Here is a 21,806-nt window from a genome sequence, read left to right on the forward strand (position 1 = left end):
GGGCGCGCTGTCGCCCCCTTTTTGCAGCAGGAACGCGATATGAAGACCCTTCCCCTTTGGTGGCAAAACGGCGTTATTTATCAAATCTATCCGAAGAGTTTCCAGGACACGACCGGTAGCGGTACCGGCGATTTACGCGGCGTCACTTCACGCCTCGACTATCTGCAAAAGCTCGGCGTTGACGCCATCTGGCTGACGCCGTTCTACGTCTCGCCGCAGGTCGATAACGGCTACGACGTGGCCAACTACACCGCTATCGACCCGGCCTACGGCACGCTGGACGATTTCGACGAACTGGTGGCTCAGGCGAAGGCGCGAGGCATGCGTATCGTGCTGGATATGGTGCTAAATCACACCTCCACTGCACACGCCTGGTTCCAGGAATCACTCAACAAAGAGAGCCCGTATCGCCAGTTCTATATCTGGCGCGATGGCGAACCGACCACCCCACCGAATAACTGGCGTTCCAAGTTTGGCGGCAACGCCTGGCAGTGGCATGCGGAAAGTGAGCAGTATTACCTGCACCTGTATGCTGTTGAGCAGGCGGACCTGAACTGGGAAAACCCAGAGGTGCGCGCGGAGCTGAAAAAGGTCTGTGAGTTCTGGGCCGATCGCGGCGTCGACGGCTTGCGCCTTGATGTAGTGAACGTGATTTCCAAAGGGCAATCCTTCCCGGATGACCACCAGGGCGATGGTCGCCGCTTTTATACTGATGGTCCCCGCGCTCATGAGTTCCTGCAGGAGTTCAGCCGCGATGTGTTTACCCCGCGCGGCCTGATGACCGTTGGCGAGATGTCCTCCACCTCACTGGAACACTGCCAGCAGTACGCCTCGCTCGACGGCAAAGAGCTATCGATGACCTTTAACTTCCATCACCTCAAAGTGGACTATCCCAACGGCGAGAAGTGGACGCTAGCGCGCCCGGACTTTGTGGAGCTGAAGTCGTTGTTCAGCCACTGGCAGCAGGGAATGCACAATCGGGCCTGGAACGCGCTGTTCTGGTGTAACCACGATCAGCCGCGCATCGTTTCCCGCTTCGGCGACGAAGGCGAGTACCGCGTCCCGGCGGCAAAAATGCTGGCGATGGTGCTGCACGGTATGCAGGGCACGCCGTATATCTATCAGGGCGAAGAGCTAGGTATGACTAACCCGCACTTCACGCGCATCACCGATTACCGCGATGTGGAGAGCCACAATATGTTTATCGAACGCGCGGCGCAGGGTCAGGATGCCGATGAGCTGCTGGCGATTCTGGCGAGCAAATCGCGTGATAACAGCCGTACGCCAATGCAGTGGAATAGCGATGAAAACGGTGGTTTCAGCGCAGGCGAGCCGTGGATTGCGCTGAGCGATAATTATCGCCAGATCAACGCCGAAGCGGCGCTGGCCGATCCGCAGTCGGTGTTTTATGCCTACCAGCAGCTGATTGCGCTGCGCAAAAGCACGCCAGTACTGACCTGGGGTGATTATCAGGATCTGTTGCCAGAGCATCCATCGCTGTGGTGCTATCGCCGCCAGTGGCAGGGGCAAACCCTGGTTGTCGTCGCTAACCTGAGCCGCGAGTTCCAAAGCTGGCAGCCGGAAGGCATTGACGGCGACTGGCGGGTGCTGATGAGCAACTATGCAGAAGCCGCTAACCGCCCATCCGACATGACCCTGCGCCCGTTTGAAGCGGTGTGGTGGTTGCAGGAGTAAGTGAGCTCCAGGCTACCAGGGCTGCGGAATCATGTGATCGGGTAACCCGGGTAAGGCGTTTACGCCGCAACCCGGGGAAAAACCGTCCCCCGCTCGCGCTACGCTTAGCGGGGCTACAACTGCCGGACAGCACCCGCTGGTTTTCGGTAGCCCGGACAGGCGCGTCAAGCGCCGCCTCCGGGAAGAAGACGGTAGAAACATTAGATGCGGTCCGCCGCTGACAACGTCGCGCTGGCCTCCGACGGTGTTGAAGCCTGCTCCTCTTTCGCCTTCAGACGATCCCATGTGCGGAAGAACGGATAATAGATAACCAGCGAAATCGCCAGGTTCACCACCTGTAGCACCGCGCCAGAAATATGCCCCCCCGTCGCCAGGTACCCGCTCATAAAGATAGGCGTGGTGAACGGCAGCGCTATCCCCGCAGGCTTGACCACCAGTCCGGTCGCCATTGCGGTATAAGAGACAATCACCAACAGCACTGGCGTCAAAATAAACGGCAGGAAGAAGTACGGGTTCATCACCAGCGGAATGCCGAACACCATGGGTTCGCTGATATTAAACAGCGCACCCGGCGCGGCGATTTTCCCCAGCTGTTTCATCTGCTGACTGCGGCTGCGCAGCAGCATAAAGATCACCAGCCCCAGCAGCGCCCCGGTACCGCCTGGGGCAATCCACAAATCATAAAACTGCTGAGTAATGATATGCGGGATCGGCAGCCCGTTCTGAAACGCTTCAAGGTTCTCCGACATATTCGACAACCAAACCGGGCGAATAAACACCAGCACGATAGTGTCGCCGTGCAGCCCCAGGGTCCACAGAATACCAATCAGGATCACCGAGATAATCATCCCCGGCAAAGATCCGCCGACGTGCGACATTGGAATACCAATCAGCGTGGTGATCATGCTATTGATATCGCCGAACGGCGAAGCTTCGACAATCAAACGCAGCGCCAGCACAACGGCCAGCACGCAGAAACCAGGGATCAGGGCGAGGAAAGATTTCGCCACCGCAGGCGGTACGCCATCCGGCATGCGGATCACCAGATTACGGCTGGCTACCAGACGGTAGATTTCAGTGGAGAGCAGCGAAATCACAATCGCCACAAACAGCCCCTGGCTGCCAATCATCCCCACCGGCAGCACGCCTTTAACGATTTGCGCCGCCGAACCATCTGCGGGGGTAAACAGCGTCACCTGCGGGATGGTCATGACAAACGCTACCAGCGACATCGCCCCGGCGCTTAGCGGGTCCAGGGTACGATATTTTTCCGCCAGTCGGTAAGCTATCCCGAAGGCCGAGATCAGCGCCATAATGTCGTAGGTCGCTTTGACGGGGTACAGCATCTTGTCGCGCCAGGCATCACCAAACATGCTGGCCATCATCTCGCCGTAACCCGGAATCGGCAGATAAGCAAAAATAAGGAAAAACGAACCAATCAACATAAACGGCATATTGAGAATGATGCCGTCACGTACCGAAAGGACGTGCTTCTGGCCGCCGATTTTCAGCGCGGCGGGCATGACATAACGTTCAATAAATGAAGTACGAGACATAATGGTATCCCCGAAGGCGGAAAAGTTTAGTTAAACTGCGTTAACCAGGGGCGGTTGAGGGTTAACACCTCATCAAGCAGCGCCTGGGCATCGGTCACATTGCCGACCAGTGGATTACTCACCAGCGCCAGCAACGCGCTATCGCGACAGCCGTGGACCGCCGCCTCAATCGTCAGCCGCTCAAACGCCTTCACCTGTTGGGTTAGCCCGTTCATCACCGGGGGCAGCGCGCCAAAAGCCAGCGGACGTGCACCTTGCGCATCAATGATGCTATTAATCTCCACTACCGCATCATCATCAAAACCGTGAATCGCGCCGTTGTTGCGGGTATTCACCACCATCTCTTTGCCAAGGTTATTGTGGATGGCGTTAATCAGCTCCACCGCCACTTCGGAGTAATAAGCCCCGCCGCGAAAGCTCAGCTGTTCGGGCTTTTCATCCAGCTCGGGTCGGGCGTAAATATCAAACAGCTCCTGTTCCACCTTCATCACCTGCTCTGCACGGGTGCCTTTGGTTTTGGCCGCTTCAATCTCTTCCGCCAGCATGGTCGGGGTCAGCCAGAAATAGCGATGATACGGACACGGAATCGCCTTCAGCGCCCGGAGAAACTCCGCAGGCCACGGCAGCGATTTGATATTGTTCATCGACAGCGACTGACCATCGCACAGCATGTCGAGCACCTTGCCGGTCACATCTTCCCGCCCCTGCATCACCTTATGTACCCAGACCATATGATTCAGCCCGGCGAAACTCAGCCTGACCTCCTCTTCTTTCGCCTCCAGCATGCCGGCGATCATGTGCTGCATATTGATCGGCACGTTGCACAGGCCGATGATTTTCGCTTTGCTGTAGCGGCTAACCGCTTCCGTCACTATCCCTGCCGGGTTAGTAAAGTTGAGGATAAAGGCATCAGGCGCCAGCTCTTCAACCTTACGCGCGACCTGCAAAATCACCGGAATGGTGCGCAGGGCTTTGGCAAATCCGCCGACGCCCGTGGTTTCCTGGCCGAGCAGGTTGTACTTCAACCCCAAACGCTCATCCGCCGCTCGCGCCGCCAGCTGCCCGACCCGCAGCTGGGTCAGCACAAATTTAGCGCCGCGGATGGCCTCATCCAGAGCAAAATGCACGCTGACCTTCACCTGTTCAAGACCGTTACGTTTTAGCATGCGCTGGGTCAGCGCGGCGATAATCGCCACTTTCTCGCGCCCGGCCTCAACATCGACCAGCGCCAGCTCCGTCACCGGGATCTGCTGATGGCGAAGGATAATCCCTTCAATAAGTTCCGGCGTATAGCTGCTGCCGCCGCCGATAACGGCAATTTTCAATGCTTGCATGATGGCCTCATTTTTGGCGTACAGATCCCCGCACGCAGCCGCAGTGGCTTCGTGAAATGAACGCGGTGATGGGAAAGAGTTAGTGGTTCAGTAGCGCGAGCGCTTTATCCAGAACGGCGGCCCCACGCATCATGCCGTAATCCGCCATATCGATCACCGCAACGGCTTTACCGTGCGGCGCGGCAAGCTCCGTCAATCTGGCCGCTTCATATTTCACCTGTGGCCCCAGTAAAATCACATCAGCATTCGCTAACTCGCGTTCAAACTCGGCGACGGGAACGGCATAGATCTCCAGCGTCAGCGCGCGCTGTTGCGCCTCGGCCTTCATTTTGTTGACTAGCATACTGGTGGACATTCCGGCGGCGCAGCACAGTACAATACGTTGCATCATTCCTCCCGTTGGGTTTTGCTTGAGCGATCGCTAAATAGACACCATCGACTATATGACGAGGTGAGGTATGGGTGAAGGCTATATGAAAATTTTTTTCATGTACGTGATCGGAACGTAACTTTTCACCCTTTTACTCATGCAAAAAAAGCAAAGTTGATAATAAACCCAGGCATCACGAGTGATTAAGTGGTATAAAAAGCCATCATTAATTGAAAAATATTTTCATTCCGGCGATGACGGAGATAAGGGCTGAGACCATGGATATCGTAGGGCAGTTGCAGGAAGGGATGACTCGCTTTAGCGCTCAGGAATCGAGAGTCGCGGCGTTTATTCTGGAGAATTTAAGCTTTACCGCCAGCGCATCAATTGATGAACTGGCGATACGCGCTGGTGTCAGCCCAGCGACCATTACCCGCTTTGCTCGCTCCGTGGGCTGCGATGATATCCGCGATTTGCGCAAACAACTGGCGCAGGCCTGCGAACGTCGCACCAGTTGGCTCAGCGAAGACAGTGCAACGCTGCCCGCCGCATGGCGCGATAAGCTCAGCCTGATTAACGAAAATCTGGAGCAGCAGCTGGTTGGCACCCCGGAAGCCACGCTGCAAAAACTGCGTACCCGTCTGCAGAATGCCCGCGCCGTACACTGTTTCGCCCTTGGCGCTCAGGACATCGCGCTGGCGACGCTGCTTCAGCATCAGCTGCTGTCGATAGGGATCGTGATTAATCTGTGTCAGGACAGCGCCCTGATGCGCATGATAGCCAGCTCGCTCAGCGACGATCATCTACTGCTGGTGCTGGCAACCGGCGAAGCTGATGCTATTTTGCAAGGCGCTACCCTGCTGGCCCGCGTACAGGAAGCGACGATTTTTGCCCTCACCCCGGCTAATCATACGTTGAGCAATATGGCTTCCGCCCTGCTGCCGTTGCCTGAAAATGCGCAGGCCGCGCGCTACGCTATGCTGCTGCTGGTCGACCTGCTTAACGATACGCTAATCGCCTGAAATCCCTCTTATCGGCCTGAGCAATAGCTGTTCAGGCCCAATTTTTGCTTATTAAATAGGCAGATAAATTTACATTAAGCGCTAGCGCCCATCATTGCTACTCTCCTCTTTTTACTTTGTTCTGCATCAATAAAATTGCAAACATCTTTGATGCAAAGCACTACATATAGAACTTAAAATGCGCCCCGGCCCTACATATTGTATTAATAGTCTATTATGTCACCACAACCCATCGTACTCTGGCGGTGATGGGATGTGGATAAAAAGGGCCGGAATCGAAGGGAAGCGGCGGCAGCTGTAGCGTCTCATGACTTCGGTTGACCTTCCGCCACTGTGGATAACCTGTTCTATAAAAAAGTATGGAGTGATCATGACACCGCATGTGATGAAACGCGATGGCTGTAAAGTGCCGTTCAAGTCAGAGCGCATTAATGAAGCAATTCTACGTGCAGCTAAAGCAGCGGGAGTCGATGACGCAGACTATTGCGCCACCGTCGCAGAAGTCGTTAGCCAGCAAATGCAGGGCCGCGCCCAGGTTGATATCAACGAGATCCAGACCGCCGTTGAGAACCAGCTGATGTCCGGTCCGTACAAACAGTTAGCGCGCGCCTACATTGAATATCGCCACGACCGCGATAGCCAACGTGAAAAGCGCGGTCGTCTGAACCAGGAAATTCGCGGCCTGGTTGAGCAGACCAACTCGGCGTTACTCAACGAAAACGCTAACAAAGACAGTAAAGTCATCCCGACCCAGCGTGACCTGCTGGCGGGCATCGTCGCCAAGCACTACGCGCGTCAGCACCTGCTGCCTCATGACGTGGTGATGGCCCACGAGCGCGGCGTGATCCACTATCACGACCTCGACTATTCGCCGTTCTTCCCGATGTTCAACTGTATGCTGATCGATCTGAAAGGCATGCTGACCCAGGGCTTTAAGATGGGCAACGCCGAGATTGAGCCGCCGAAGTCTATCTCTACCGCAACCGCGGTAACGGCGCAGATTATCGCTCAGGTCGCCAGCCATATTTATGGCGGCACGACCATCAACCGTATTGATGAAGTGCTGGCGCCGTTCGTTGCCGAAAGTTTTAACAAGCATCGCAAAATTGCCGAAGAGTGGCAGATCCCGGATGCCGAAGGCTATGCCCGTTCTCGTACCGAGAAAGAGTGCTACGACGCCTTCCAGTCTCTGGAATATGAAGTGAACACGCTGCATACCGCTAACGGGCAGACGCCGTTTGTAACCTTCGGTTTCGGCCTCGGCACCAGTTGGGAATCGCGTCTGATTCAACAGTCCATTCTGCGTAACCGCATCGCGGGCCTCGGTAAAAACCGCAAAACGGCGGTGTTCCCGAAGCTGGTATTCGCGATTCGCGACGGCCTGAACCACAAGTTTGGCGACGCTAACTACGATATCAAACAGCTGGCGCTGGAGTGCGCGAGCAAGCGCATGTACCCGGATATCCTCAACTACGATCAGGTCGTGAAGGTAACCGGTTCGTTCAAAACTCCGATGGGCTGCCGCAGCTTCCTCGGTGTGTGGGAAAACGAAGATGGCGAGCAGGTTCACGATGGCCGTAACAACCTCGGCGTTATCAGCCTCAACCTGCCGCGCATCGCGCTGGAAGCGAAAGGCGATGAAACTGCGTTCTGGAAACTGCTGGACGAACGTCTGCAGCTGGCGCGTAAAGCGCTGATGACCCGTATCGCCCGCCTCGAAGGGGTGAAAGCTCGCGTTGCACCGATTCTGTATATGGAAGGGGCCTGCGGCGTACGTCTGAAAGCGGACGATGACGTTTCTGAAATCTTCAAAAACGGTCGTGCGTCGATTTCTCTTGGCTATATCGGCATCCATGAAACGATCAATGCGCTGTTCGGTGACGAACATATGTACGACAGCGCTGCGCTGCGCGAAAAAGGCGTCGCCATCGTTCAGCATCTGCGCGAAGCGGTAGACCAGTGGAAAGACGAAACCGGCTACGGCTTTAGCCTGTACAGCACACCGAGCGAAAACCTCTGCGACCGCTTCTGCCGTCTGGATACCGCCGAGTTTGGCGTAATTAAAGGCGTGACCGATAAAGGTTATTACACCAACAGCTTCCACCTCGACGTGGAGAAGAAGGTGAACCCGTACGACAAAATCGATTTTGAAGCAGCCTACCCGCCAGTGGCTAGCGGAGGTTTTATTTGCTACGGCGAGTACCCGAATATTCAGCACAACCTGAGAGCGCTGGAAGACGTGTGGGATTACAGCTATCAGCACGTGCCGTATTACGGAACCAATACGCCAATCGATGAGTGTTACGAGTGCGGCTTTACCGGCGAGTTTGAGTGTACCAGCAAAGGCTTCACCTGCCCGAAATGCGGCAACCATGATGCCTCCCGCGTGTCGGTGACCCGTCGGGTGTGCGGTTATCTCGGCAGCCCGGACGCCCGCCCGTTCAACGCCGGTAAGCAGGAAGAAGTGAAACGCCGCGTTAAGCACCTGGGTAACGGGCAGCTCGGTTAATTCTTCCCCTCACCCTAACCCTCTCCCCAAAAGGGAGAGGGAATCGCCCAGTCGCTGTTTGACCATTCGGAAGCCGTTCCCTTTACAAATGCAAAACACGCCCAACGTTTTCGCAAAGCAATTAGCGTCAGAGCAAGGCGGCAAACGAGGGAATCCCCGGGAGCGTACATTAAGTACGTGACCGGGGTGAGTGAGCGCAGCCAACGCGGCTATGGCGTTAATTGAGAAGCGAAAAATGAATTATCATCAATACTATCCCGTTGACATCGTCAATGGCCCCGGCACCCGCTGCACCCTGTTTGTCTCCGGCTGCGTTCACGAATGCCCCGGCTGCTACAACAAGAGCACCTGGCGGCTAAATTCCGGCATGCCGTTTACTGCCGAAATGGCCGATCGCATCATTGCCGACCTCAATGACACCCGCGTTAAGCGCCAGGGGATCACTCTTTCCGGCGGCGACCCGCTGCATCCGCAGAACGTGCCGGAGATCCTCAAGCTGGTTCAGCGCATCCGTGCCGAGTGCCCGGGTAAAGATATTTGGGTATGGACCGGCTACAAGCTGGACGAACTCAACGCCGCGCAGATGCAGGTGGTGGATTTAATCAACGTGCTGGTTGATGGTAAATTTGTGCAGGATTTAAAAGACCCGGCGCTGATCTGGCGCGGCAGCAGCAACCAGGTTGTGCATCATTTGCGTTAATTCCAGCATGTCGCTCATCAGTTAATCCTCACCATCCCGCCTTTGATGGTCAGCATCCCGCCACCATCCACGGTTTGCATCGCGCTGGCTTTGCTGGTCAGAGTCGCCTTAGCTTCATGGCTGATAGTTGCGGCTTTCTGGGTCAGCGAGGCTTTGGCTTCACTGGCGATGTTGGTGGCATCCAGCTTCATGCTGCCCAACGCGCTGGCGTTAAGACCCGCCCCGCTCTTGATGTCCAACGTTTTACCGCTCTCCAGGGTGAGCGTGCCGCTGACCTTAATCGTCAGATTGCCGTCGACGTTCAGGGTGTAGTTGCCCTTCACTCTATGCGTCTCGTTGCCGTCGATGGCATGTTCCTGATCGCCCTTCACCGTCACGCTGCGTTTATTTTTCACACTCAGGATCTCATCATGGCCAACGGTGGTTTTGCTGTCGTTTAGTACGCTGAGCTGGAAATCCTTCTGCGCCTGCATCGCCAGCAGTTCAGCGTCTTTTTTGTCGTCGAAGCGCAGTTCGTTAAAGCCTTTTTCGCTATGGGTTTTAATCCCCGACTGCGTCTGGTTCGCAGGAAGCGCATACGGCAATGCGTTGGCGCCGTTGTACACGCAGCCGGTAATTAACGGTTTATCCGGGTCGCCGTCGATAAAGCTCACCACCACTTCCTGACCGATGTGCGGGATAAACTGCGCGCCGAAGCCGTTGCCGCTCCAGGCTGTGGCGACCTGCAGCCAGCAGGAGCTGGATTCGTCGTTTTTGCCTTCCCTGTCCCATGGAAACTGCACCTTTACCCGACCCAGATTATCGGTCCAGATCTCCTCCCCCTGCTTGCCGACCACCGTCGCCGTTTGCGTATGCATAAACGGCTTCGGCGTGGCGCACTGCGGGCGATACGGCGTGGCCTTCGGGATGGCGGTAAAGCGGTTGCGATAGCGCTCGCCGTCGTACTCGTGGCTAACGGTGGTAATTAGCCAGTCGATGTTTAGCGCCTTGTCGTCGTGATCGGTTAACGTGAACCAGTGCCCGGCCATCAGCGCCGCGCAGTCGCTTTCACCGACCAGCCGTTTGGCCTGCGCGAACAGCGCCGCTTTCGGCTGCTCATAGCTGAAATCGCTGGTCTGGAACCCCTGCGAAGTCGCCTGCAAACGCAGCTCTGCCGAACGAATCATTCCGCTTTCCCGCCTGCCGCTCTGCTCCGCCTGATACTTCACCTTTTTATCGCCAGTAATCGGCGGGAAGGCGCTGTTATCATCCGCCAGCACCAGCGTGTGCTTGCCTGATGCGTGGGTAAAGAACCAGAAAATTCCCTCCTGCTCCAGCAGCCGCGAGACAAAATTAAAATCGCTTTCGTTATATTGCAGGCAATATTCACGTTTTATTGGTTTGCTTTTCAGCTGGAATTTATAGTCGCTAAATCCAGCGTCCTTAAACACCTTCTCGACGATCTCCTGCGCGCTGAGGTTCTGAAACACACGATTATGGCTGGCAAGCGTCAGCCACCACAGCCAGGGGCGCAGGACAAACTGGTAGCGGTCGGCGTTACTGGTCGCCGGAAGCTGGTGCACCTCGGCAATCAGCCCGTCGTAATCAGCGTTGTTGATGGTGGCGGTAAGATGGGTTGCCAGCGCGGTGTCAAGGGTTAGCGGCGCGGAGGTGGTTCCCGCGACGGTGGCGGCGGTCAGGCCGTTAAGTTGGGAATCGGTATGGGCGGTCGCAGCGGTAAGGCCAGCTAGAGTTGGGGCGGTGAGTTTTATGATGGTGGAATCTGGCATGGGGAATTCCTTTTATTTTTGAGTGTCTTTTAATATTTTTTCATCCGGCACGCGATACACCACCGTGGTCATCCGTGCTAAAAACGCCGGACGAAAATGACGCAACAGTTCCTCTCGCAATTCCTCATTAAACCGCTCGCTATTTAATTCAGAAGCCAGCGTGTCGAGAACCAGCTCCGCGCCGACATTGCTGGTCACCAGCATTACCGTATTTTTGAAATCAACGATCAGCCCGGTGCCATCTTCCATCACGCCTCTGTCGAAAACGTTATAGAACGCTTCCAGCACGTCCGGGTGCGCTTTTTCGATTTCATCAAGCAGCACCACCGAATACGGGCGGCGGCGCACGGCTTCGGTTAACGCTCCGCCGCTGCCGTAACCGACGTAGCCCGGCGGCGCGCCTTTCAGCTGGCTGACGGTATGCGCTTCCTGGTATTCAGAAAGGTTGATAGTGATCAGATTCCGCTCGCCGCCGTAGAGGGTGTCGGCCAGCGCGTAGGCAGTTTCGGTTTTGCCGACGCCGGTTGGCCCTACCAGCAGGAACACGCCGACCGGCTTTTGCGGATCGGTCAGGCCGCTGCGGTAAGCAAGCAGCCGCTGGGCAATGGTTTCCAGCGCGGTTTGTTGCCCCTTCACCCGCTCGCTCATCCGTTCGACCAGCGTACGCAGGGCGTGGGCTTCATCAGTCAGCATCTGGCTGAGCGGGATGCCGGTCCAGCCGCCGATCACCGCCGCCACGATGGCGGGATCCACGCAGTCCGGCACCTCGTCATGCTGCGCCAGTGCCACCCGCGCGCAGGCGGTGTCGAGCACGCTGATGGCTTTATCCGGCAGCTGACGTCCGGAGATGTAGCGCTGGGAGAGGCGCACCGCCTCGCGAATAGCGGTATCGAGGATCTGCACCCCGTGTTGCGCCTCCAGCTTGTCGGCCACCGCCCGCAGCATAAGCACTGCGCTGTTCTCATCCGGCTCTTCAATCTGGATGCGCTGAAAACGCCGGTCCAGCGCCGGGTCTTTCTCAAAGTACTTTTTGTACTCCTGCCAGGTGGTGGCGGCGATAGTGCGTAATTCACCGCGCGCCAGCGCTGATTTCAGCAGGTTGGCGGCATCGCTGTCGCCCGCGCCAAGCAGCGTGTGGGCTTCGTCGATAAACAGAATAATCGGCTGCGGGGATTTTTTTACCGCCTCGATCACCCCTTTAAGTCGTTGTTCAAATTCGCCCTTTACGCCCGCCCCGGCCTGCAACAGACCGAGATCGAGGGCCAGCAGCGATACGTCACGCAGCGGCGGCGGCACGCTGCCTTCGGCAATGCGTCGCGCCAGCCCCTCAGCGACGGCGGTTTTCCCCACGCCCGGTGCGCCAACCAGAATCGGGTTGTTTTGCCTGCGGCGCAGCAGGATGTCGATACACTGACGGATCTCCGCATCGCGCCCGATGATCGGATCGATCCGCCCTTCCCGCGCGTCCCGGGTCAGATCGTGGGTGTATTGATCCAGCACGCCGCCTTCACGCTCCGGGTTTTCTCCCGTATGCGTGTCGCTTAATTCTTCAACGGAGCCACAACACCAGCTTTGCCACTGGCTTTCCATCACCCCTGCCGGAAGCTGCAACAGCAGCGGCATTCCCTGCGCCAGCTGGGCGCGCAGACGTTCTCGGGTGAGTAAGGCCTGCAGCAACAACGCTGAACGGACCTTCGGAAGACGCTGAAAGGTCGCCAGCAAAATTGCCCCTTCCAGCAGCTCCACCAGTTGCACGGAAAACACCGGCATCCGCGTACAGCCGGATTTGAACTGCGCCTGGGCGCTGCGGATCTCTTCACGCAACTTGTCGACGGAAATCACCGCGCTGCTCAGGCAATACGCCAGGTCGCAGTGTTCATCATCGAGTAATGCCAACAGCAGATGCTCCGGCTCAACAAACCAGTGTCCCTGCGCCCGGCAGCGCTCGGCGGCCTGCTCCAGCGCACGAAAGCAGACCGGATTGAGTCGTTGCACCAGCGCTTTTAAATCCATTTTTGATTCTCCTCAAGATGCTGTTGGCGGCGCGAGTGGAATGAATGACTTCACCATCAGCGACCTTTCTGGTCCATCGCCATATCCCAGACCGAAGAGACGTTGCCTTTTTTCTCACCATCCAACTTCTGAGCAACGATTTCCCATTTAATTTTGGTAAAGTTCAGCGACATCGTTTCAACCGGCTTGCCGCCGGAACCACCGCTAACGCTCAGATGTGAGATAACAACGTTCATTAGGGTATACACGATAAACGGCAGCATTTTTCCGTCATCATTACGGCACAACGTCAGCACAGCCTCTTTAATCATTTTCCCGCAACAGCAGTACTCATTGAGTACGGGTGTGGAAAGATCGATAAACTTGGTCAGCGACATTTCACCGACATGCGCCCGCCCAGAGGTGCGCTCAGTGTTACTGACGTCGTTGGTAACCTGCATTGCCACGTTATGGCTGAAGGACATTATTTCTATCTGATCTTTAAATCCATCAGCCTGGCTTTCGCCTTTAATGTCATCGCTCAGCTTTAAAAAAATCGCATCCATGGCCTATCTCCTTACTTGATCAGATGGGGATGTCGATTGGCTGGATAAATCAGCTAAAAGACCCGCCATCAACGGCAGTTCTTTTTCTTAATCATGCTACCTATTTTCCACAGATTATTTTTATGCACAGATTCCTAATGCAGCTGAGTTTATGCTGAATGTTCTCTGCATATTTAATATGTTTTTAATGCAATAGTATTCCTTATGCTACTTCTGTCGTACTCTCATTCTCAAAAAAAATATTTACGAATAGTTATATGCAATATAAAAAACACAACCAAAAATAAATATCAACTTTATTTTTCACTTTTCACACCAAATCAATACATTTAATAAAAATCAATTAACTAAAAATTAACCAATAAAAATCAACAGTATAACCAACGGAAAATCAAAATTATTATATTTAAATGCAAAATCATTCACCAAATCAATTTATGATATGTTAAAATTTTTATTCTGTAATATGTAATGAATAATGATTTGAATCAAAAAACAAACCACCGTCATTAATTATCTTCTTTATAGTGACATCCCCCTAAATAAATCAGAGAGATATTAAAATAATTTCACATATCGCCAGGATAATATCTCTCATTTTTTAATTTTACTGAATAGCCGCTTTTCATTCTGGCAAAACTGCTGTCCGAACAGGAATAATCAGGAGGAAAACGATGGAGCATCTTCAGGCATCACCAGCCACGATTCAGACGGATAACCTCAGTGCAGACGCGATCCGCTGCTCACCGGAGATGGACAACACCACCGCATTTGCCCATCGGGAGCAGGCGTATCAGATGATTAAACAGGTGGCGGATTATCTGGCGCGCACCGAGCCGCACAGTCCGGTACCATATTTGCTGTACCGCGCTTTTGCCTGGGGGCACACGCCGCTACCGGAGCTGCTCTCAGAACTGATTACCGGCGATGAATCCGCCCGCCGATTGTGGCGGCAACTGGGGGTATTACCATGAGTTGTCCAGGAGTCTGTTCTGGCGCATTGTTGCAGTGCTCATTTGGCGTTGCGCCCTCAACACTGATGGTTATGCCTATCAACCGCACACTCGTCAGCGGCCTGCCGATGGCGAATATTATGGATAACAAACCGTTTGTGAACATTATGCCATTCGGGATGTGCCTCAGTATTGCCAACCCGACGGTTGCCGCCGCCACCGCAGCAGCGCTTGGCGTCCTGACGCCGATGCCCTGTATTCCTGCAACGCCCGCACCATGGATGCCCGGTTCGCCAACGGTGCTGGTAGGAAATATGCCCGCCCTCACCGCCCAGTCGCAGTTAATCTGCATGTGGGGTGGCGTTATCCAGATTAGCTATCCAGGCCAGGTAACGACGGTCGTGGCGTGATTTTGTGAACGGTGACAGATGCATAAAATGTGGCGAAGGGCCGTACGGTAAAAATCAAAACCGGCTGACGCACTCCATCGCCACCGTTTTAAACTCATCAAAACTGCGGGTGGCGGCAAGGCGGGCCATGGCGCGTTCGCGCAGGAAAGTGACGAAAATATCGTAGATCGCCATCGCTTCTTCATACTCGCTTTTACTGATCGCGAGCAGGAAGATGATATGTGCGGTTTCATCGCCCCAGGCGATACCGTGCGGAGCGATCACCGTATAGACCACGGTCTTTTTCGCCAGTAGTCCAAGGGCGTGGGGTAACGCAATACCGTCACCAAGCATGGTGCTAACAATAGCCTCACGCTCCACTACTGAATCATGAAATTCCGCATCAACAAACCCCTCCTGCTGTAGCTGCTGGCACAGGGTGGCAAACAGCGTTTGCTGGTCCATCGGCGTATCAATCACCTGAAAATGAACTTCATCGAAATACTTGTCCAGCATCCACGGGCGGGTCCTGTCCACCAGCACCAGCTTGCCGATTTGATCGAGCTGATAGTCGGTAGGAAACGGCGCGATGGTCACCACCGGCTTATCTTTTTCGCTGATGCGTACGGTGGAGATCACAAAATCTTCTGCGATCTCTTGTCGTTGCTCATACTCGCGCTGCGACAGCGTGGCGGCGATCTCCAATTGCGGATACTTACGTTGCAGAATGGCTTCAATCATCCGCACCATCGCGTTGCTGGTATCGCACACCAGCAGCACCTGCGGCTGACGCTGATAGCCAATATTGTAGTGGCGCTCCAGTCCGACGCCGATATGCAGCACCAGAAAGCCAATCTCGTTTTCGCTGATGGCATAGGGTGTATATTTCCCCCAGCTGGACACCGCCGCCAGGGTCATATCCCACGCCATCGGATAGTGCTGCTTGATGTTATCAAGCAGCGGGTTAGGGATCATTATCTGGTAGCGCACGCGGGTGATCATGGTCTTAATATGCGTCAGCAGGTCGGCATGCAGCTGGTCGTCATTCAACAGGTTGTAGTTATATTGCTGATTGATATAACGCAGGATGTAGTTCACCAGCGCTTCATCATCATCAGCGCTGATGGTCCCCGGATCGACGTCTTGTACCTGACGCGCGGCTAAGTGCACGCATAGCCACTCCTCTTCCGCTGGCGCAAGCGGTTTATCCGCCAGTTGCTGCATGGCATTTGCCAGCTCCCGCGCGGCATCACGAACGTTATGCGCCACATCATCGGCGCTGAAATCCGCCAGCGGATACCCTTCGCTCACGCGGCGCACCACTACTGCGCCGTACAGGCAGACAAAACGCTCGCCCACGTCGGTCAGGCGGATCTGGTGGCGGGTCAGCGTCTCTTGCAGTATCTGCTCCAGCCGCTCCGGCACGCCGGGAGTCAGCGCTTCTTCGCTGAGCTGCGGATTCAGCGCTCCCTGCTGCGTCAGCTCCCACAGTAGATCGGTCAGACAAGCGCGAATCGACACTTCGCTGCCAAACAGCTTCATACCGTGGCGTGGACGCGTCTCCAGAGTCAGCTGATAACGCTGAAAACGTTCGCGTACCTCGGCCATGTCGCCTTGCAGCGTCGCCCGGCTAACGAACCACTCATCGGCCAGATCTTCCAGCTTGATAGAGAAGGCCGAAGTCAAAAAGCGCACCAGCAAAAAGTGGATCCGATCTGCCGCTGTGCGCGGAATATGCTGCGCTTTTGGCGCGCTCTCTTCCAGGGTCTGATAGCGCAACGGATCGTTAATGACCAGTTGATAACCGCTGCCGCGGCTAAGAGTAAACTGCGCCCCATAGTGCAACAGCAGCTCGTTCAACGCGGTGATATCAGCGCGTACCGTCCGGGTAGAAACCGACAGCCGCTGCGCCAGCTCATCCTGCGGCAGCGTTTCGTTTTGCAGCAGGGTAAACAGCTGCGCTAAACGTGGGTTGGGAAATCGCATGTCGGTTCCTTTTTCTTACGGCTCAGGGTTGAGCAGATATCACCATCTGAGACGGGCTGCCCACCGGGGTATAGTCTGGCGAAAACGTCAGCTTGCCGTCCTTCGGCGCGACGCTAAAGCGGGTGATGTTGTCGCTACGCTGGTTCATGACGTACAGCCACTGGCCCTGGTTATCCAGAGTTAAGGTGCGCGGATAGTCGCCGCGGGTCCAGATATCCTCCTGATGGCTCAGGCTACCGTCGGCCATCACCGTAAAGTGGGCGATGCTGTTATGCAGGCGGTTGGCGACGTACAGCTGTTTACCATCCTGACTGAGGACCAGCCCGGCGGCAAAGCTGGTGCCTCTATACTCTTTGGGCAGCGCGGAGACCGTTTTCCCCTCGCGTAGCAGTCCGCTTTGCCTATCAAGATGATAGAAGGTGAGCGTCGAGGCTTCTTCGTTAATCAACCATAGCCCATCACCCTGCGGTGTAAAGACAAAGTGGCGCGGGCCAGCGCCAGGGGACGACGCGGCGATAAACGGCGGATCGTTCGGCGTCAGCTTGCCGCTGGCGTTATCCATCCGGTATTGGTAGATCCTGTCCAGCCCCAGATCGGTAGAGTAAACATATTTACCGCTGGGATCGGCGGCGATCATATGAGCATGTGGGCCGTTATGATCGCTAATGGCAAAGCTGCCTTCAACGGCTGCTGCTGGACGTTCAGCCCCCGCTGGCCCTTGATCCTGGTGGACATCTACCGATTCGCCCAGGCTGCCATCTTCTTTCACCGGCAGCACCGCGATGGTACCGCTAACGTAGTTCGCCACCAGTAGATGACGGCTATCGGGAGTCAGGGAGAGATAAACCGGCCCGGCCCCGCCGGAAGCCACCTGATTCAGCTCGCTCAGTTCACCATTGCTGGCGATACGCCACGCCTGCACCACGCCCTTTTCTACTTCGCTGGCGGCGTACAGGGTTTTACCATCTGCCGAGACGGTAAGCTGGGCGAGGTTCGGCAGCGTGCTAACCAGGGTTTTGTCACTCAATACGCCGGTTTGGCTATCGACTGTAAAACGGTATAGACCTTCCCCATTAGGGTTGTAGGTGCCGACCCAGGCGTAGTGGGTTTGCGCAGCGGCGCTAGCGGCGAGCAGGGACAGTGAAGCAACAAGCAGGTGACGGGCGGTAGGCATGGTGACTCCTTGATGGTTCGGTGGGGATTTCCCCTCACCCCGGCCCTCTCCCTAAAGGGGCGAGGGAGAAAACCGAGCGGTCCCCTCTCCCCTTTGGGGAGAGGGTTAGGGTGAGGGGCAATCGACGCTATTTAACTAACTGCTTCGTCATCTCCAGCAGCTGACGCACATCTGCCGGACGAGTATTGCCGCTGGCTTTATCGATAATTGAACTGTAGATATGCGGGATAATTTTACTCACCCCTGCGTCCAGCGCAATTTTCAGGATTTCGCCGTAGTTTTCCAGATCGATCCCACCGGTTGGCTCCAGCCAGAAATCATGGCGAGCGCAGGCCTCGGCTACCGCAATAAACTCATCGCGATGCTTTAACCCCCCCATCGGGAAGTATTTAATCGAGCTGCCGCCCATATCCTTCAACAGAGCAATTGCGGTTTCTAGCGGCACAATGCCGTCCGGTGCGCCGCTGCTCAGCGGGCCGGTTGAGATCTTCACCATGCCCGGCGTGCCGGTTGGCGACACCAGACCGTTGACCACGGTTTCGTTCTGCCCCAGCAGTGCGCGGCTGGTGGCCACGCCAGTAAAGACCTGATTCACGTGCTGCGGCTGCACCTGACGCGAAATTTCGCTGACCATCGCCGACTGGTTCGGATCGCCCGCCCCCAGCCCCACGGAAAGCGCGTTATCAATCAGCTGCGCGTACTCACGCATATCGGCCACCGCGCTGGCGATATCGGGATAGTTTTTAGAGAGCACGCCGACCAGCACATGACCTTCCGCCGCTTCATAAATCTCGCGAGCGTTGTCTTTACTGCCCGCCAGCACGTTCAGGCAGACGCGGTCACGGTAAAAGTTAGGGGTCAGTTTCATGCGTTTTTCTCCTGGTTCAGAACCTCAGCGATGCGACGGGAGACAATCTCCAGTTGCTGCGCGTTGACGCTGCGCACATCGGCTTCAATAATCCCTTCGTTAGCCTTATAGCCGCGGAAGTAAATAGCGTATTCACCCTGCTTCAGTGCGTTCACCAGCTCGCTGGTGTCCACGCCGGTCACGGCTTCATCAAATTTAATTTCAGCACGCGCGATATCACGACCGGCACTATCCCAGACGACTCGCGCAGTCACGCCGTTGAGCGTATTGAGCTGGTTAATAAACGGTGTCATCTTCTCCACCATCTCTTCACCGCTCTCTTTGGTCGCCGTCAGGTAGTGTTCGATGGCGCAGGTCAGGCCAAGGATCCCCTCTTTGCCGACCTTCATCGCCCGGCCAATACCCATCGACTGGCGTTTGACCCACTCAACGTACTGAGTTTTGCCAATCACCAGTCCGCTGGTTGGCCCTTCGATGGCCTTCGCGCCGCTGTAAATAACCAGATCCGCACCCGCACGGTAGTAAGCCTGTAAATCCTCTTCTGCCGCCGCATCAACGATCAGCGGCAGATTATGGAGCCGTGCCACCGCTGCCGCCTGCGCCACATTGAGCATGCTTTTCTGCACGCAGTGGTGAGATTTGATATACAAAATCGCCGCGGTACGCGGAGTGATCGCCGCCGCCAGCTGCTCGGCGGAACATTCGTTGGCGTAGCCCGCTTCCACCAGCCTGCCGCCGCCCAGCGCCACCATGGTACCCACCGGCGCGCCAAAGTTGACGTTATGGCCTTTCGGCAACACGATTTCGTTGTTTTCAATCGGCGTCACGTGCAGGTTTTCCAGCAGCCAGTCGCTGTCTTTCACCAGCACTGCTGCCACCGACTGGGCAATGCCTGCTGATGCGCAGGAGACGACGGTCGCCCCTTCCACGTCCAGCAGTTTCGCAATGTAAGCTCCCGTTTTATTCACCAGATCTTTCATCTCGAAGTACTGGTTCATGCCCGCCATCGCGGCTTCAACCACTTCCGGACGCGGAGTGGATACGCCCAGCGCCGTCATGCGCCCGGAGGTATTAATCACCTGTTTTAAATCGTATTTCTCAAAAATCGAAGGCATTTTCCGCGCTCCCTTGTTCGGTCAAATAGCCCTTGCCCGCGCGAATCGCGGCAAGCGGCAGCAGAATCTTGTCGGCCTGAAGACTCTCTTTTTCGGCATCCACCAGCACCGTTGGCGTCTGCGCGAGGGTGAACAGCGTGAGATCGGCGTCATAGCCCACGTCAAGCTGCCCTTTGTGCGCCAGGTGAAGACCGTCGGCGACATTTGCCGTCACGCAGTCGATAACCTGCGGTAGCGACATACCGATAGCGAGGAATTTGGACATCACCAGCGCCAGCGAGCGCACCGGGCCGTCAATACGGTTGCGGCAGTAGATATCGGAGCTGATAGTGTGCGGCAGAATGCCCATCGCAATCGCCCGGCGCGCGACTTCAAAGCTGAAGCTGGCAGTACCGTGACCGACATCGAGGCGCACCCCGCGCTGTAAAGCCCGGGTAATCGAGCTTTTCAGCTCGCCGGACGGCGTCAGGATGCGGTTGGGTTTGCCGTTGTAGCAATGGGTAATAATGTCGCCAGAAGTCAGCAGGTCGGCGATTTCATCGAGGTTCGGCGGATTATTGCCGATATGCACCATCAGCGGCAGGTCACCATTTTCCTGCTGGATAGTCTTCGCACGCTCCAGCGGCGTAATGCCGTTTTCGCCCACCACGCTGCTGCTCATCCGCGCCTTCAGGCCGACGATGAAATTCGGGTAGCGGTTGACCGCCTGCTTCACCGCATCAGCATCAATATTCGCCATATTGGCCAGTTCGTTCTGAGCAATCAGCCCGACGCGGGAAATGTTGAGCAGCGCATAAACCTCGGTCGCCGCTTTGCGGGTTAACTGATAGAAATCGTCAACGTCGTCAGCGCCGGTGCTGCCTGCGTCAACCACGGTGGTCACGCCGGTGGCAATGCCCACGCTGTCCGGCTCATCGTGATAAATCGGTGAGTTCGGGTAGCAGTGGACGTGAGAGTCAATCCAGCCTGCGCTGACGTAATAGTTGCCGTCCAGCTCGACGGTTTTTCGCGAGGGCGCGCTAATCTCGCCCAGCGCCGCGATCTTTCCGTCCCGAATGGCAATATCCGTGATGGTATCGTCAACGAGGCGCGCGCGGCGCAGGAGTAAATCAAACATAGCTATCTCCTGTTAGAGCGGGCGCAACGGCGCCCGCAGGACTTAACTAATCGCAATCGGGAAGAGGGTACCGAGGATCATCGCGCCAAGGATCGCGCCGCCGGTAATCGGCTTCTGCCAGATATAGAACAGCAGCGCGCCCAACAGAGAACCGATACCGATAGGAATCGATGCGCTCATCGCGCTGAGGATAATCAACGGTCCAAGGAAGCGACCGGAAGCATTACCCGCGCCCATCATGACGTCGGCACCGTAGGTAGAGTCACTCTGGTTGATGGTGAATTTACGCGCCAGAATGATGATGTAGCCAATCGCCAGGCCAATGACCAGACCGGTAACCAGAGAAGCAATAAAGTTGGTCACCGGGAACATGATGCCCGCGCCGAGCAGCAGCGCTGGAACGCCCAGGCCGACACCGGTCTGAATCGCCCCGCCGATATCCAGAATCCCCACCAGCGAGCCTTCAATAATACGAGCAAACAGGAAGCTGGCGCCGAACGCCGCCACCGCGCCGTAGGCTCCGGTATCAATTCCCGCCTTCAGCATCGCCACGAAAGCCACTTCGTTAAACGCGCCGATGCCGTAGAGGTAGTACATATGCGTCCCGGCGAAAACACCGGAAGAGAGCAGACCAACAAAGATCGGGAATGACCAGTCGGCATACCAAAAACCTTTATTTTGTTCCATTGCG

Annotated in this window: 18 protein-coding genes; 6 read left to right on the top strand and 12 right to left on the bottom strand. The window is 55.8% G+C overall.

The features are described 5' to 3' along the window. Positions 1 to 39 precede the first annotated feature (39 nt). Complete coding sequence (treC, locus tag ACMYSL_RS25925) at positions 40 to 1,695, top strand: alpha,alpha-phosphotrehalase (RefSeq protein WP_434660422.1); 1,656 nt, start codon at positions 40 to 42, stop codon at positions 1,693 to 1,695. Positions 1,696 to 1,895: 200 nt separating this feature from the next. Here the strand turns inward: treC and celB are convergent, their stop codons facing one another. The 3 genes from celB to ACMYSL_RS25940 all read right to left on the bottom strand — a co-directional run bounded on the left by celB (position 1,896) and on the right by ACMYSL_RS25940 (position 4,928). After that, positions 1,896 to 3,251, bottom strand: coding sequence for a PTS cellobiose transporter subunit IIC (gene celB, locus ACMYSL_RS25930; protein ID WP_434660423.1), 1,356 nt, complete (start codon positions 3,249 to 3,251; stop codon positions 1,896 to 1,898). 26 nt (positions 3,252 to 3,277) lie between these two features. Next, positions 3,278 to 4,585 (bottom strand): 6-phospho-beta-glucosidase, encoded by a 1,308-nt coding sequence (locus ACMYSL_RS25935; RefSeq protein WP_182235881.1) that lies wholly within the window; start codon positions 4,583 to 4,585, stop codon positions 3,278 to 3,280. Positions 4,586 to 4,664: 79 nt separating this feature from the next. Beyond that, on the bottom strand, positions 4,665 to 4,928 hold the full coding sequence (locus ACMYSL_RS25940) for a PTS sugar transporter subunit IIB (protein ID WP_249421906.1): 264 nt from the start codon (positions 4,926 to 4,928) through the stop codon (positions 4,665 to 4,667). A 305-nt stretch (positions 4,929 to 5,233) separates the two neighbouring features. On the opposite strand from ACMYSL_RS25940, the gene ACMYSL_RS25945 reads away from it, so the two are divergent. The 3 genes from ACMYSL_RS25945 to nrdG all read left to right on the top strand — a co-directional run bounded on the left by ACMYSL_RS25945 (position 5,234) and on the right by nrdG (position 9,186). After that, positions 5,234 to 5,977, top strand: coding sequence for a MurR/RpiR family transcriptional regulator (locus ACMYSL_RS25945; protein WP_434660424.1), 744 nt, complete (start codon positions 5,234 to 5,236; stop codon positions 5,975 to 5,977). 370 nt (positions 5,978 to 6,347) lie between these two features. Then, on the top strand, positions 6,348 to 8,486 hold the full coding sequence (gene nrdD / locus ACMYSL_RS25950; RefSeq protein WP_110276594.1) for an anaerobic ribonucleoside-triphosphate reductase: 2,139 nt from the start codon (positions 6,348 to 6,350) through the stop codon (positions 8,484 to 8,486). A gap of 235 nt (positions 8,487 to 8,721) precedes the next feature. Continuing rightward, on the top strand, positions 8,722 to 9,186 hold the full coding sequence (gene nrdG / locus ACMYSL_RS25955) for an anaerobic ribonucleoside-triphosphate reductase-activating protein (RefSeq protein ID WP_434660425.1): 465 nt from the start codon (positions 8,722 to 8,724) through the stop codon (positions 9,184 to 9,186). Positions 9,187 to 9,203: 17 nt separating this feature from the next. Here nrdG and ACMYSL_RS25960 read toward each other — a convergent pair whose 3' ends face one another. From ACMYSL_RS25960 to ACMYSL_RS25970, 3 genes are read right to left on the bottom strand one after another with little or no spacing between them, the layout of a single operon-like run. Further along, entirely contained in the window at positions 9,204 to 10,955 is a 1,752-nt protein-coding gene (locus tag ACMYSL_RS25960; RefSeq protein WP_434660427.1) for a type VI secretion system Vgr family protein, read from the bottom strand. Positions 10,956 to 10,967: 12 nt separating this feature from the next. Continuing rightward, entirely contained in the window at positions 10,968 to 12,968 is a 2,001-nt protein-coding gene (locus tag ACMYSL_RS25965; protein WP_434660428.1) for an AAA family ATPase, read from the bottom strand. 56 nt (positions 12,969 to 13,024) lie between these two features. Continuing rightward, on the bottom strand, positions 13,025 to 13,513 hold the full coding sequence (locus tag ACMYSL_RS25970; RefSeq protein ID WP_434660430.1) for an Hcp family type VI secretion system effector: 489 nt from the start codon (positions 13,511 to 13,513) through the stop codon (positions 13,025 to 13,027). A 674-nt stretch (positions 13,514 to 14,187) separates the two neighbouring features. Here ACMYSL_RS25970 and ACMYSL_RS25975 point away from each other — a divergent pair. Further along, entirely contained in the window at positions 14,188 to 14,487 is a 300-nt protein-coding gene (locus ACMYSL_RS25975; protein ID WP_434660432.1) for a hypothetical protein, read from the top strand. After that, entirely contained in the window at positions 14,484 to 14,876 is a 393-nt protein-coding gene (locus tag ACMYSL_RS25980; RefSeq protein WP_434660434.1) for a DUF4280 domain-containing protein, read from the top strand. Before ACMYSL_RS25975 ends, ACMYSL_RS25980 begins: the two co-directional genes overlap by 4 nt. Positions 14,877 to 14,930: 54 nt before the next feature. On the opposite strand, the gene ACMYSL_RS25985 is transcribed toward ACMYSL_RS25980, so the two are convergent. The 6 genes from ACMYSL_RS25985 to ACMYSL_RS26010 form a co-directional block, all read right to left on the bottom strand. Further along, positions 14,931 to 16,841 carry a BglG family transcription antiterminator gene (locus ACMYSL_RS25985; protein ID WP_434660435.1) on the bottom strand — a complete coding sequence of 637 codons (1,911 nt, stop codon included), beginning with the start codon at positions 16,839 to 16,841 and terminating at the stop codon, positions 14,931 to 14,933. 22 nt (positions 16,842 to 16,863) lie between these two features. Continuing rightward, positions 16,864 to 18,015, bottom strand: a complete 1,152-nt coding sequence (locus ACMYSL_RS25990; protein WP_434660436.1) for a lactonase family protein — start codon at positions 18,013 to 18,015, stop codon at positions 16,864 to 16,866. 127 nt (positions 18,016 to 18,142) lie between these two features. Continuing rightward, positions 18,143 to 18,883 carry a 2-dehydro-3-deoxy-phosphogluconate aldolase gene (dagF, locus tag ACMYSL_RS25995; protein ID WP_434660437.1) on the bottom strand — a complete coding sequence of 247 codons (741 nt, stop codon included), beginning with the start codon at positions 18,881 to 18,883 and terminating at the stop codon, positions 18,143 to 18,145. Next, a complete protein-coding gene (locus ACMYSL_RS26000) occupies positions 18,880 to 19,998 on the bottom strand; it encodes a DgaE family pyridoxal phosphate-dependent ammonia lyase (protein WP_181483866.1) in 1,119 nt (372 codons plus the stop codon). The genes dagF and ACMYSL_RS26000 overlap by 4 nt, the downstream gene beginning before the upstream one ends. Continuing rightward, positions 19,982 to 21,115, bottom strand: coding sequence for an amidohydrolase/deacetylase family metallohydrolase (locus ACMYSL_RS26005; protein WP_304255443.1), 1,134 nt, complete (start codon positions 21,113 to 21,115; stop codon positions 19,982 to 19,984). The genes ACMYSL_RS26000 and ACMYSL_RS26005 overlap by 17 nt, the downstream gene beginning before the upstream one ends. A 42-nt stretch (positions 21,116 to 21,157) precedes the next feature. Then, positions 21,158 to 21,802 (bottom strand): DUF4310 family protein, encoded by a 645-nt coding sequence (locus ACMYSL_RS26010; RefSeq protein ID WP_112216249.1) that lies wholly within the window; start codon positions 21,800 to 21,802, stop codon positions 21,158 to 21,160. Between the last annotated feature and the right edge of the window lie 4 nt (positions 21,803 to 21,806).

Source organism: Klebsiella sp. MISC125, assembly GCF_051131775.1.
Taxonomy (GTDB): domain Bacteria; phylum Pseudomonadota; class Gammaproteobacteria; order Enterobacterales; family Enterobacteriaceae; genus Klebsiella.